Genomic DNA, 11,976 nt, shown 5'->3' with positions numbered 1-11,976 from the left:
TCCCCCCTGCTTGCACTTTGGCAACAGCGTTGCGAAAGTGGGCGCATGACTGGACGCAAGACTGGCGAGACCCCGGTGCGCGTGGGCCTGATCGGCTACGGCCTCGCAGGCTCGGTCTTCCACGCCCCGCTGATCGCCGCCACGGAGGGCCTGACCCTGGACACGGTGGTCACCTCGCACCCCGAGCGGCAGGACCGGGCCCGCGCCGAGTTCCCGGACGTGCGGCTCGCCGCCACCGCCGAGGACCTCCTCGCCCGCGCCGACGAGCTGGACCTGGTCGTCGTCGCGTCCCCGAACCGCACCCACGTCCCGCTGGCCACGGCCGCGCTGGAGGCGGGCCTCGCCGTCGTCGTGGACAAGCCGGTCGCCGGCACCGCCGCCGAGGCGCGCGCGCTGGCCGCCCTCGCCGACGAGCGGGGCCTGTTCCTCTCCGTCTTCCAGAACCGCCGCTGGGACAACGACTTCCTGACCCTGCGCGCCCTGCTGGCCGACGGCGAGCTGGGCGACGTACGACGGTTCGAGTCGCGCTTCGAACGGTGGCGGCCGCAGCCGAAGGGCGGCTGGCGGGAGTCCGGCGACCCCTCAGAGATCGGAGGTCTGCTGTACGACCTCGGCAGCCATGTCGTCGACCAGGCGCTGACCCTGTTCGGCCCCGCCGCCTCCGTGTACGCCGAGGCGGACGTCCGCCGCCCCGGAGCGGAGGCCGACGACGACACCTTCGTCGCGCTGACGCACCGCAGCGGGGTCCGCTCCCACCTCTACGTCTCGGCGACCACCCCCCAGCTCGGTCCGCGCCTGCGGTTGCTGGGCTCGACGGCGGGCTATGTGAAGTACGGCCTGGACCCGCAGGAGGCGGCGCTGCGCGAGGGCGGACGCCCCGGGCCCGGCTGGGGCGAGGAACCCGAGGAGCTGTGGGGCCGCGTCGGCGCCGGGGAGTCCCCCCTGACCGGCGGCGGACGACCCGTACGGACCCTCCCCGGGAACTACCCCGCCTACTACGCTGCGGTGGCCAAGGCACTGATCGACGGCGGCCCGAACCCGGTGACCGCCGCCGAGGCGGCCGCCGCCCTCGACGTCCTGGAGGCGGCCCGCCGTTCGGCACGAGACGGAGTGGCGGTGACGCTGTCATGAGCACCCACGAGCTGACCCCGAAGTTCACCCCGGAGATCACCCCGAGCCTGGAGGAGCTCCAGGCTCAGGAACGACGGCTGGTCTTCCGCCAGTTCACCCACGAGGACGCCTGGGCGCTCGGCTCGCTCCTGGTGGAGATGGCCCGCGAGCGCGAGGCCCCGGTGGCGGTCGACATCCACCGCTCCGGCCAGCAGCTCTTCCACGCGGCCCTGGCCGGCGCCACCCCGGACAACGACGCCTGGATCGCCCGCAAGCGCCGCGTGGTGGAACGCTACGGCGCGTCCTCCTACCTGGTCGGCGCCCGCTTCCGCGCGCGGGGCACGACGTTCGAGGAGTCCTCCCGCCTCGACCAGGACACCTACGCGGCCCACGGCGGCTCCTTCCCGATCACCGTGGACGGGGTGGGCGTGGTGGGCGCGGTGACGGTCTCGGGCCTGCCCCAACTGGAGGACCACCGGTTCGTGGTCGAGGCCCTGGAACGATTCCTGGAGAAGTACCTGTAGAAGGACCTGCCTTCAAGGGGCGCGGGGAACTGCGCATTCTTTTCCGGGGACGCGGGGAACTGCGCATTCTTTCAGGGGCGCTGGGCACCGCGCGCTTCTTGGGGGCGCGGGGAACTGCGCGTTCTTCAGGGGCGCGGGGAACTGCGCGACAAGCCACATCGGGCCCGCTCCGACACACCACCGCACTTCCCCGCCCCCCAAGCGGAGCGCTCACGCGTCCTTGAACTCCTGCCGCTGCCTGCCCAGCCCTGAGATCTCCAGCTCCACGACGTCCCCGGCCCTCAGGAACGGCTTCGGCTCGGGCGCGCCCAGCGCCACCCCCGCCGGCGTCCCCGTGTTGATCACGTCCCCCGGATAGAGCGTCATGAACCGGCTGACGTACCGCACGACCTCCCCCACGGGGAAGATCTGCTCGGCCGTGGTGCCGTCCTGCTTCAGCTCCCCGTTGACCCACAGCCGCAGCGACAGGGCCTGCGGATCGCCGACCTCGTCGGCGGTCACCAGCCACGGGCCCAGGGGGTTGAACGTCTCGCAGTTCTTCCCCTTGTCCCAGGTCCCGCCGCGCTCGATCTGGAACTCCCGCTCGGACACGTCGTGCGCCACGGCGTACCCGGCGACGTGCGCGAGCCCCTCCTCGGCCGACTCCAGGTAGCGGGCCGTGCGCCCGATGACGACCGCCAGCTCCACCTCCCAGTCGGTCTTCACCGACCCGCGCGGGACGAGCACGGTGTCGTACGGCCCGACGACCGTGTCCGCCGCCTTGAAGAAGACCACGGGCTCGGCCGGCGGCTCGGAGCCGGTCTCCCGGGCGTGGTCGTGGTAGTTCAGCCCGATGCACACGATCTTGCCGATCCGGGCCAGCGGCGGCCCGATCCGCAGCCCGGTCGCGTCGAGCGCGGGCAGCTCGCCGGCCTCGGCGGCCGCGCGGATCCGGCCGAGCGCGGCGGCGTCGGCGAGCAGCGCGCCGTCGATGTCGTCCACGACACCCGACAGGTCCCGCAGGGTTGCGTCGGCATCGAGCAGCGCGGGACGCTCCGCGCCCGCCGTACCGACTCTCAGCAGCTTCATGATCACCATCTCCGCGTACAGCCATCCGATGTCTGGCCGATACTCCAAGCTGCGCGTGCACTCCGCAATACCCGGTTCACGTACTGGACCGTCACCGCGGTCACCGGTAGAGCGCGGCCCGCTCGACCGCGCTCCACGTGGTGCTGGTGATGACGTAGAGCGCCGCGGCGAGCGGGACCACCGCCACGGTGACCAGGGTGAAGAAGGACAGGAACGGCATGACCTTGGTGATCGCGCCGACGCCGGGCACGTCCTGGCCGGTGCCGGTCTCGGGCAGCGGGACCCGCCTGGCCCGCAGGAAGTTGACCGTGGCGACGGCCGCGACGACGGCGAAGAGCGCCAGGTAGACCAGCCCGGCCGGCCCGAACGGACCGTCGCCGCCCAGCGCGTCCGCCCAGCGGTCGCCGAGGGGCGCGGCGAGGAGCCGGTGGCCGAGCAGGGCGTTGGCCTCGCCGCCGATCGAGGTGCTGGAGAAGAGGTGGTAGAGCAGGAAGAAGGCGGGCACCTGGCAGAGGCTGGGCAGCAGCCCGGACAGCGGCGACACCTTCTCCTCGGCGTGCAGGTCGAGCACCGCCCGCTGGAGCTTCTCGGGGTGGCGCGCGTGCTTCCTGCGCAGTTCGGCGATCCTCGGCTGGAGCGCCGCCCGGGCCTTCTGGCCGCGGGCCGCCGCCCGGGACAGGGGGTGGACGAGGAGTCGTACGGCCGCCGTGAACAGGACGATCGCGGCGGCCGCCGCGGACGCGCCGAACAGCGGCTGGAGCAGGTCGGCGAGGTGCTCGACCAGGGTGGCGAAAACGGACATGGGTGAGGAGCCCTCCGGGGGTCTCGTCGTGCCGGAACTGTGGAAAGGGGCGGCATGACGACCCGCGCGGGGTCACGGGGAGAAGCCGGACGTGCCCTACGCGGCGGTCGCCGTGAGGGCGCGGCCGGGGGCTCGCGGGCGGGGCCGGCCGGAGGCGTCCGGGTCGCGTTGCGGCAGGAAGGCCGTGCGCCGGGCGCGGTCCCTGATGGCCGTGCGCACCCGGGTGGGCGGTACGGCGGGCGCGCTGCGGGAGGCGAGCAGGGCGCAGACCGCGAGCGCGGAGGAGGCGGCGGCGGTCGCGGCGAGCGCGACGGCGGCCGAGAGGCTGCCGGTGTCGAGGAGCAGGACGTCGAGCACGAGGAAGAGGAGCAGCGGCGCGGAACGCGCGGTGAGCCGCTTGCGGATCACGTGCCTCCTCCCCTCTCGTCCGTCCCTCCAGTCCGTCTCCCCTGAGGACGTCCGGACCGGTACCAGGGTTCCACACCGGGGGCGTTGGCGGCACCGGGCCGACTTGTATCAAGGGTTTGACACAAGAGGCCACCCCCGGCATCTTGTACTCACCACTTGATACAAGCATGCCACCGGGGGACGACATGATCGACACCGTCACGCCCGAGAGACTCCTGGCCCGGGCCGACCTCTGCGCCCGCTGGGCGGGGCTCGCGCTCGGGGCGGCGGTCGCCCAGGGGCTGGCCACGATGGACAGCGACGACATGGCCATGCCGTTCGTGGCGGCCGTCACCGCCTTCGGACTGTGCGCCGTGGGCGGCGTCCTGCTCGGCGACTCCCTCACTCCCGCCCCGCAGGACCGGGTCCGCAGGGCGGCCCTCTCCCCGCGCCGGGTCCGCGACCACGTACCACCGCGGATGGCCCGGCTGCTCCTCCTGCAGTCGGCGTTCCTCGTCCTGCTGCTGACGATCGGGATCGCCGCGGCCGACGCCGACCGCGCGGGCCACAGCGGCCGGGCGCTCGCCGTCACCTGCGCCGTGGGCCTGACCCGCCGGCTCACCCCCTGGCCCGGCCTCCACTACGCCACCCCGGTCCTGGTCTCCGTCACCCTCGGCACCGCCGCCTGCGCCTGGGCCCTGCGCCGCATCGCCCACCGCCCGGGCGAGAACCGGCAGCGCCACGACCGCAGTTGGGCGATCACCGCGGCCTGGGGCCTGCTCGTCTCCAGCCAGCTGCTGCTGGTCCTGGGCATGATCGGCAGGGTGCTGTTCTACTCGCAGTGCGCCGGAATGCTCGGCAACGTCACCGCCCTGGTGATCTACCCGCTGGGCCTGCTGAGCCTGTTCGCCCTCGGCTGGTCCGTGTTCACCATCGTGGTCCCGCGGGCCGTCGACGATGAGTGAGGCCGCCGTCCGGGTCGACACGACCAGCCAGGTCCCGCCGTACGAGCAGATCCGCGCGCAGCTCGCCACGCTGATCCTCACCGGCCGGCTGACCGAGGGCGAACGCCTGCCGACCGTCCGCCAGCTCGCCGCCGACCTGGGCCTCGCGCCCGGCACCGTCGCCCGCGCCTACCGCGAACTGGAGGCCGCCGAACTGATCCGCACCCGACGCGGCGCCGGCACCCGCGTCGCGGCCCTGCCCACCGGGCCGGTCCGCTTCGACCCGGCCCGACTCGCCGCCCTCACCCGCGACTTCACCGCGGCCGCCCGGGCCCTCGGCGCGGGCCCGGAGGCGATCCTCGCGGCGGTGCGGGAGGTGCTGGGGAGGGAAGGATGAACGGCCGGCGCGGTGGGACTTCGGTTCGCCCCGGGGCGGCACCTGGTCGCCGCCGCTGCGAGGCGAACCGGAAGGCGTGCGGCCTGCCGCGCGAGGAGACGACCACGGCTGTCCCCTCGTGCGGGGAGGTGGGGTCCACCGGCTGGTCACGGCCGGGCGGGAAGGCTCAGGGAGAACACCGAACCCACGCCGGGTTCACTGGCCGCCTCGACCGTTCCGCCGTGGGCGGCGACGAGCTGGCGCACGATGGAGAGGCCGAGCCCGCTGCCTCCGGTGCGGCGGCTGCGGGACTTCTCCGCGCGCCAGAACCGGTCGAAGACGTGCGGGAGATCCTCGGGGGCGATGCCGCTGCCGGTGTCGGCGACCTCGAGGACGACCCGCTCGGGCCGCCCTTCCTGCCCTACCTTGCCGGCCCGCCGTTCCTGCCCTGCCTTGCCGACCCGCCGTTCATTTCCGGCGCGCCCTTCCTTGCCGGCCCGTCGTTCCTGCCCTTCCCTGCCCGCCCGCCCTTCCCTCCCGGCCTTGCCGACCTGCCGTTCCTTGCCCGCCCGCCCGTCATGGCCCGCCCGCCCGTCATGGCCGAGCCGGCCGTCGTGACCCACCCGGTCGGACGGCGCGTCGCTCGCCGGCTCGCGGCGCACGGTGAGGGTGATCGTGCCGCCCTCCGGGGTGTGGCGGATCGCGTTGGAGACCAGGTTGCCGAGCGCCTGCCGCATCCGGACCGGGTCGGCGTGCAGCCACAGGACGTCGTCGCCCTTCGTCAGCAGCGTGACGCGGGCCCCGTCCGCCGCGACCCGGTGGGCGGCGGCGACCTGGGCGAGCAGCTCGTCGGTGCGCACGGACTCGGGATGCAGACGGAGGGTGCCCGCGTCGGCGGACGCCAGATCCTGCAGGTCGTCGATGACGCGCTGGAGCAGCAGCGCCTCCTCGTGCAAGGAGTCGAGCAGAGCCGGTTCCGGGTCGACCGTGCCGTCCCGGGTGACCTCCAGCCAGCCGCGGATGTTGGTGAGCGGGGTGCGCAGCTCATGGGCGATGTCGCTGATCAGCGCCTTGCGCTGGGTCTCCAGACGCTCCCGGCGGTCGGCGAGGTCGTTGAACGCCTCGGCCAGGACGCCGGTTTCGTCGCGCGTGGTGACGGGGACGCGCAGGTGCAGCTCGGGCGGCTGCTGGGCCGCCCTGGTCAGCGCGCGCAGCGGTCGGACGAGCCGGGTGGCGACCACCGCGGTCACCACCACGGTGAGGGCGAGGACGAGACCGGCGGCCCCGACGACCTTGGCCTTGTTGGCCGGTGACATGTCGAAGCGCGGGGCGACGGTGTCCCCGGTACCGAGGAACAGCTCGGCCGCCGGGGCGACGTACGGGTCGAGCTGGGCGCGGCGCGCGCTGTCCACGCAGCTCTGCGCCGCGCGCACGACGGCGCTGTCCTCCGGGACCGGGGACCCCTCGAAGATGATGCGGGGCCGCGGCGTCCGGTCCCAGAGGCCGAGCGTGATGTAGAGGCGGTCCGCGTCGGTCACCTGGTGTCGCGTCAGACAGAGCCGAGCGCCCTCGACCAACGCGTCCAGGGCCTTCTTCTCCGTGCGGGTCTGCGCGTAGACGCCTTCGCCGACGCACTGTTCCCGGTCGTAGCCGCTGACCGTCTCCCCGTCGTCGTCGACGAGCAGCGAACGCCCGGTGGGCGTCTCCACGAGCGTGGTCCGCAGGCCGACGCGGGACAGGCACCGCTGCTGCTTCCCGACGGTGGCGCGCAACCCGGCGCGTTCGGCGGGCGTCAGCAGGAACGGCCCGACGGCCCGTGGGTCGATGCCGCTGCTCTGCGCGCCCGGGTCCGTGAAGGTGTCGGTGTGCAGGGGGTCGACCGTCGCCGACGCCCGGGGCGGCAGCGAGGTGCCGTCCGCGGCGGAGTCGACGATGACCGAACGGTCCACGGTGGTCAGGGCGATACGCCGGCCCGTCTTCGCGGACAGGGCGCGCACGGTGGCGTCGACCCCGCTCCAGTCGGCGTGGGTGGCGGCGTACCCGCTCAGGCGCCGCAGGACGTCCATGTCGTCGGCGAGGACCTGTCCCTGTTCCTCGCGCAGGGCGCGGGTGGTGGTCTGCACGGCCAGCCAGGCGGTCGCCGCTACGGAGCACAGGGCGATGAGGACCGAGGTGATCAGCAGGCGTACGAGGAGCCGCTTGTGCAGCGGGACGCCCCGGGTCACGCGCGGTCGCCGCTGAGTTTGTAGCCGACGCCGAAGACGGTCAGCAGCCGGACCGGTCTGCGCGGGTCCCGCTCGGTCTTCTTGCGCAGGTTCATGATGTGCACGTCGATCGCCCGCTCGGTGGAGGACCGGTCGATGCCCCGGGTGCAGTGCAGCAACTGCCTTCGGGAGAAGACCCGTTCGGGCTCGGAGACCATGGCGAGGAGGATCTCGTACTCGGCCGGGGTCACCTCGACGAGCACACCGTCGCAGCGCACTTCGTGGCGCAGCAGGTCGATGGCGATGCCCCCGGCCCGTACGACGGAATCCTCGCCGCGGCCCGCGGTGCGCTCGCTGCGCCGCAGGACCGTGCGGATCCGGGCCATCAGCTCGCGCGGGCTGTAGGGCTTGGTCATGTAGTCGTCCGCGCCGATCTCCAGGCCGAGCAGCACGTCGTCCTCGGTGGAGCGGGCGGTGAGCATGAGCACGGGGATGTCGTCGTCGCGGCGCAGCTCGCGGCACACCCCGTACCCGTCGACGACGGGCAGCATCAGATCGAGGACGACGAGGTCGGGCCGGTGCCGGCGGGCCGCTTCGAGCGCGGCCCCGCCGTCGTGGACGACGGTGGCGGTATGCCCCTCCTTGAGGAGGGAGAGGCGTATCAGTTCGGCCTGTTTCTCGTCGTCCTCGGCCACCAGCACATAAGCGCACACGCGGCCGATGCTAGGGGGTGTTTCGAAAGTCCCGTGCGGTGCCCGCGGTGTCCGGTGCGTGCTCTCGGCGTGCCGGACGAAAGCCCTCGTACTGGACGTACTTGGGGTTTCGGCCGGTGCGGCGAGAGGGCGTGCCGGGCGCCGTGGGTGCTGTGCGGGACTTTCGAAACACCCCCTAGGCGGACCGGAAGGTTGACAGGGTGGTGGGAGAGGCTTCCCACACGCTCACGGCTTCCTGACATCCCTGTGCCGCGCCCGGCCCGCGTGGGCTCGTCAGCGGCTCAGCGAGTCGGCGTCCCCCATGACGATCACGGGGTGCAGGTCGGGGTCGAGGGCGCGCAGCAGCTCCTTCATATGGTCCTCGCTCACACTGACGCAGCCGTGCGTGGGGCCGCCGTGGTCGACGTGCACCCATATACCGCCGCCGCGGCGCGCGCCCATCGGCCGGGTCCAGTCCAGGGGCGAGGTGCCCGGCTCGCGGTTGTAGTCGATGGCGACCACGTAGTCGAACGAGCCCGCCAGCGGCTCCCCCTCGAAGCCCGTCCCGGACACGGTGAAGGCGCCGGAGCGGTGGTACGGCAGCCGGGACCCGGGGTCGGGGAGCAGCCCGCCGGCGTCCGTGAGCCCGAAGACGCCGATGGGTGAGCGCAGGTCACCGGCCAGGTGGTGGTCGCTCCAGCCGTCGCGGGCGTTGTGCGCGGCCCAGCTCTCCCCGGCGCGCCAGCCGTCCTCGGTGCGCTCGTACAGCACCACGGTGGACAGCGACGAGTCCTTGTCGCGGCCCGTCACGACGACGGCCTGCCGGGTCCCGGACGGCACCTCGGCCAGGGTCGTCGGCCCGAGGCCGGGGAGTTCCTGCGGCAGTTCCTGCGGCACTTCCTGCGGCGGTTTCCGCGGCAGGTTCTGCGGGGTGTTTCTCAGGGACACCTCGGGAAGGGACGACGTTCCGCTCCGGGTGGGGGCGGTCGACGGGTCCCGCGAGGTGGCCGACCCGTGTCCGGGAGCGGCCGCCGTGCCGCCGCCGCAGCCGGCGAGCAGGAGTGACGCGGCCAGGGCGGCGGCCGGCACGCTCAGCGCCGCCGGTCGCGACGCAAGGTGGCGGAGAGGTCTGATCATGCTTCGACCCTGACCGCCACCTATGAGGAACTCGTCAGCTTCTCGTGCCTGTTCCGTTTCTCGTGCCTGTTCCGTTTCTCGTGCCTGTTCCGTGTACGGGTCCTACGCGCGGGGCCGCGACGCGACGAGCTTCCCCCACACCACCAGCCGGTAGCGCGAGGTGTACTCGGGCGTGCAGGTGGTGAGCGTGAGGTAGTGGCCGGGGAGGGTGTAGCCGTAGGCGGGTTCGGTCAGGGAGCGGGGCACGGGCCGGACGACGCCCGAGTCACGGGGTGAGGTCCGCGGCAGGATCTTGTCGACGGTGTAGGTGTAGGTCGCGTCACGCGTCTCCACCTCCACCCTGTCGCCCTTCCTGAGGCGGTCGAGGTGCCGGAAGGGTTCGCCGTGGGTGTTGCGGTGCCCCGCGACCGCGAAGTTGCCGGCCCGGCCGGGCTGTTGGGTGTGGGCGTAGTGGCCGACGTACCCCTTGTTGAGCACCTTCCGCTTGTCGGTGCCCTCGGCGACGGGGACCCGGAGGCCGAGGCGGGGGATGCGCAGGACGGCGTAGGCCCGGGAGGCGCGGGGATTCGTACCGCCGCCCGAGCCGGACGTCGTACCGGACGTCGTACCGATGGTCGCACGGCCGGTCGTACGACCCGTCCCACCGGAGCCGGACGAGTCCGTGGCGGAGCCACCGGACGGCCCGCCCCCGCCGCCGCCCGAGGCGTCCTGCCCGCGGTCGCCGCCCCACTCCCGCTCCAGCGCCTCCACCTTCCGTTCGGCGCCCTCCCGCGCCTCCCGGTTGGTCCACCACAGCTGATGGGCGACGAGAAGGAGGACCAACACCCCAGCGGTGACAAGGAGTTCGGCGCCGGTCCAGAGCACCCGCCGGTACCGGGCACGCCGACGCAGGGAGCTGTGCTGCACGAGGGGGATCCGCACGCTGCGCACCATCGGGGCACCATAAGGCCGTACGGACGAGCTCTCCAGAGCCTTGCGCGCACGACCTGCGCGTTCGCCCCCTCGAACCCCCGCGGGGATACCCGGCCACCCCTTCGTCCACAGGTTGGAGAAAGGGCTGTCCAAACTCTCGACAACCCCACGCGCCGCACCCGATGCTTCGTTTCGGCCGCACGGGACCGGCCACAACTCGGAGCGGAGTAGCCATGATCCGACGCAGGACACTGCTGGCCGCCACCGGCGGCGCGCTCTTCGGCAGCGCATTGGCCTCGGGCACCGCCCACGCCGACGCGACCATCGCCGTCAACCCGTCGACGTCCTACGGCACCTGGGAGGGCTGGGGCACCTCCCTCGCCTGGTGGGCCAACGTCTTCGGCGCCCGGGACGACTTCGCCGACGCCTTCTTCACCACCAAGTCGGTGACCTACAACGGCACGAGCCTGCCCGGCCTCGGCCTGAACATCGCCCGGTACAACCTCGGCGCGTGCAGCTGGAACACGGTGAGCGGCGAGTCGATGGTGGCCTCCGCCAACATCCCCGCCTTCAAGCAGATCGAGGGCTACTGGCAGGACTGGAACAACGAGGACCCCACGTCCTCGGCCTGGGACTGGACGGCGGACGCGACTCAGCGCGCGATGCTCCAGAAGGCGGTCTCCCGCGGGGCGACCACCGAGCTCTTCGCCAACTCCCCCATGTGGTGGATGTGTCTGAACCACAACCCGTCCGGCGCCTCCGGCGGCGGCAACAACCTCCAGTCCTGGAACTACCGCCAGCACGCCTCGCACCTGGCCGCGGTGGCCCTCTACGCCAAGAACAACTGGGGCGTGAACTTCGCGACGGTCGACCCCTTCAACGAGCCCTCGTCCTCCTGGTGGACGGCGACCGGCACGCAGGAGGGCTGCCACATGGACGCGACCGTGCAGGCGGCCGTACTGCCGTACATGCGCAGTGAGCTGGACAAGCGCGGCCTGACGTCGCTGAAGATCTCCGCGAGCGACGAGACGAGCTACGACCTGGCCCGCACCACCTGGAACTCCTTCTCCTCGACCACGAAGGGCTACGTCAACCGGGTCAACGTCCACGGCTACCAGGGCTCGGGCGGCCGCCGCGACCTCCTCTACACGGACGTCGTCACCACCGCGGGCAAGGCCCTGTGGAACTCCGAGACCGGCGACAGCGACGGCACCGGCTACACCATGGCCTTCAACCTCCTCTACGACTTCCGCTGGCTGCACCCGACGGCGTGGGTCTACTGGCAGGTCATGGACCCGACGGCGGGCTGGGGCGTGATCAAGTACGACGCGAGCACGCTCCAGGCCGGCGCGGTCGAGACGAAGTACTACGTGATGGCCCAGTTCAGCCGGCACATCCGCCCCGGCATGAAGATCCTCGACACGGGCGTCAGCAATGCGGTGGCGGGCTACGACGCGACGGCGAAGCGCCTGGTCGTCGTCGCCCTGAACACCTCGACCTCCGCCCAGACCCTGACCTTCGACCTCTCCCGCTTCACGACGGTCTCCGGCGGCACCGGCGGCCTGGTCCCGCGCTGGTCCACCCTGACGTCGGGCGGCGGTGACCTCTACACGGCCCGCTCGGACACCTACCTCAGCGGCAAGTCGGTGGCACTGTCCTTCCCGGCGAAGTCGGTGCAGACGCTCCAGGTGGACAACGTGACCATCTGAGCCGCTCCTCGGCACCCGCTCCGGGCCCTGGCCAGGTTCCTGTCGGCTCCTGGCCGGGTCCTGGCCCGGTCCTGGCCGGGTCCTGGCCGGAGATGCCCCACCAGGTACCTG

At 72.6% G+C, this 11,976-nt stretch carries 12 protein-coding genes; 5 read left to right on the top strand and 7 right to left on the bottom strand.

Annotation, left to right across the window (positions count from 1 at the left end; all coding sequences use genetic code 11):
• Window positions 1-45: 45 nt before the first annotated feature.
• On the top strand, window positions 46-1,131 hold the full coding sequence (locus tag U5640_RS28475; RefSeq protein WP_340378770.1) for a Gfo/Idh/MocA family oxidoreductase: 1,086 nt from the start codon (window positions 46-48) through the stop codon (window positions 1,129-1,131).
• Complete coding sequence (locus U5640_RS28470) at window positions 1,128-1,634, top strand: heme-degrading domain-containing protein (RefSeq protein ID WP_340378768.1); 507 nt, start codon at window positions 1,128-1,130, stop codon at window positions 1,632-1,634. Before U5640_RS28475 ends, U5640_RS28470 begins: the two co-directional genes overlap by 4 nt.
• 210 nt (window positions 1,635-1,844) lie before the next feature.
• Here U5640_RS28470 and U5640_RS28465 read toward each other — a convergent pair whose 3' ends face one another.
• From U5640_RS28465 to U5640_RS28455, 3 genes are all read right to left on the bottom strand, one after another.
• Entirely contained in the window at window positions 1,845-2,702 is an 858-nt protein-coding gene (locus tag U5640_RS28465; RefSeq protein ID WP_340378766.1) for a fumarylacetoacetate hydrolase family protein, read from the bottom strand.
• 100 nt (window positions 2,703-2,802) lie between these two features.
• Entirely contained in the window at window positions 2,803-3,504 is a 702-nt protein-coding gene (gene yidC, locus U5640_RS28460) for a membrane protein insertase YidC (RefSeq protein ID WP_340378764.1), read from the bottom strand.
• Window positions 3,505-3,600: 96 nt separating this feature from the next.
• On the bottom strand, window positions 3,601-3,912 hold the full coding sequence (locus U5640_RS28455) for a DUF6412 domain-containing protein (RefSeq protein ID WP_340378762.1): 312 nt from the start codon (window positions 3,910-3,912) through the stop codon (window positions 3,601-3,603).
• A gap of 185 nt (window positions 3,913-4,097) precedes the next feature.
• Here U5640_RS28455 and U5640_RS28450 point away from each other — a divergent pair, with 185 nt between their 5' ends.
• Both U5640_RS28450 and U5640_RS28445 read left to right on the top strand, forming a co-directional pair.
• Window positions 4,098-4,856 (top strand): hypothetical protein, encoded by a 759-nt coding sequence (locus tag U5640_RS28450; RefSeq protein ID WP_340378760.1) that lies wholly within the window; start codon window positions 4,098-4,100, stop codon window positions 4,854-4,856.
• The gene (locus tag U5640_RS28445; protein WP_340378758.1) at window positions 4,849-5,232 is read left to right on the top strand and encodes a GntR family transcriptional regulator; all 384 of its coding nucleotides are present in this window, start codon (window positions 4,849-4,851) and stop codon (window positions 5,230-5,232) included. The genes U5640_RS28450 and U5640_RS28445 overlap by 8 nt, the downstream gene beginning before the upstream one ends.
• Window positions 5,233-5,378: 146 nt before the next feature.
• Here U5640_RS28445 and U5640_RS28440 read toward each other — a convergent pair whose 3' ends face one another.
• From U5640_RS28440 to U5640_RS28425, 4 genes are all read right to left on the bottom strand, one after another.
• Complete coding sequence (locus U5640_RS28440; protein ID WP_340378756.1) at window positions 5,379-7,436, bottom strand: ATP-binding protein; 2,058 nt, start codon at window positions 7,434-7,436, stop codon at window positions 5,379-5,381.
• Entirely contained in the window at window positions 7,433-8,128 is a 696-nt protein-coding gene (locus tag U5640_RS28435) for a response regulator transcription factor (RefSeq protein WP_340378754.1), read from the bottom strand. The genes U5640_RS28440 and U5640_RS28435 overlap by 4 nt, the downstream gene beginning before the upstream one ends.
• Before the next feature lie 273 nt (window positions 8,129-8,401).
• Window positions 8,402-9,244 (bottom strand): L,D-transpeptidase family protein, encoded by an 843-nt coding sequence (locus U5640_RS28430; RefSeq protein WP_340378752.1) that lies wholly within the window; start codon window positions 9,242-9,244, stop codon window positions 8,402-8,404.
• Window positions 9,245-9,346: 102 nt separating this feature from the next.
• A complete protein-coding gene (locus U5640_RS28425; protein ID WP_340378750.1) occupies window positions 9,347-10,177 on the bottom strand; it encodes a class E sortase in 831 nt (276 codons plus the stop codon).
• Between the two features lie 212 nt (window positions 10,178-10,389).
• Between U5640_RS28425 and U5640_RS28420 the strand changes: the two genes are divergently transcribed.
• A complete protein-coding gene (locus tag U5640_RS28420; RefSeq protein WP_340378748.1) occupies window positions 10,390-11,865 on the top strand; it encodes a beta-1,6-galactanase in 1,476 nt (491 codons plus the stop codon).
• The last annotated feature ends 111 nt before the right edge of the window (window positions 11,866-11,976 follow it).

Source organism: Streptomyces sp. SS7, assembly GCF_037993025.1.
Taxonomy (GTDB): domain Bacteria; phylum Actinomycetota; class Actinomycetes; order Streptomycetales; family Streptomycetaceae; genus Streptomyces.
Note: the sequence above shows the minus strand (reverse complement) of the source record. Positions and strands in the feature narration are given on the sequence as shown.

What these genes read in the sequence shown, in the direction of transcription:
- U5640_RS28475 (WP_340378770.1), top strand. Translation starts at nt 46, where the DNA reads ATGACTGGACGCAAGACTGGCGAGACCCCGGTGCGCGTGGGCCTGATC.
- U5640_RS28470 (WP_340378768.1), top strand. Translation starts at nt 1,128, where the DNA reads ATGAGCACCCACGAGCTGACCCCGAAGTTCACCCCGGAGATCACCCCG.
- U5640_RS28465 (WP_340378766.1), bottom strand. Translation starts at nt 2,702, where the DNA reads ATGAAGCTGCTGAGAGTCGGTACGGCGGGCGCGGAGCGTCCCGCGCTG.
- yidC (WP_340378764.1), bottom strand. Translation starts at nt 3,504, where the DNA reads ATGTCCGTTTTCGCCACCCTGGTCGAGCACCTCGCCGACCTGCTCCAG.
- U5640_RS28450 (WP_340378760.1), top strand. Translation starts at nt 4,098, where the DNA reads ATGATCGACACCGTCACGCCCGAGAGACTCCTGGCCCGGGCCGACCTC.
- U5640_RS28445 (WP_340378758.1), top strand. Translation starts at nt 4,849, where the DNA reads ATGAGTGAGGCCGCCGTCCGGGTCGACACGACCAGCCAGGTCCCGCCG.
- U5640_RS28430 (WP_340378752.1), bottom strand. Translation starts at nt 9,244, where the DNA reads ATGATCAGACCTCTCCGCCACCTTGCGTCGCGACCGGCGGCGCTGAGC.
- U5640_RS28425 (WP_340378750.1), bottom strand. Translation starts at nt 10,177, where the DNA reads ATGGTGCGCAGCGTGCGGATCCCCCTCGTGCAGCACAGCTCCCTGCGT.
- U5640_RS28420 (WP_340378748.1), top strand. Translation starts at nt 10,390, where the DNA reads ATGATCCGACGCAGGACACTGCTGGCCGCCACCGGCGGCGCGCTCTTC.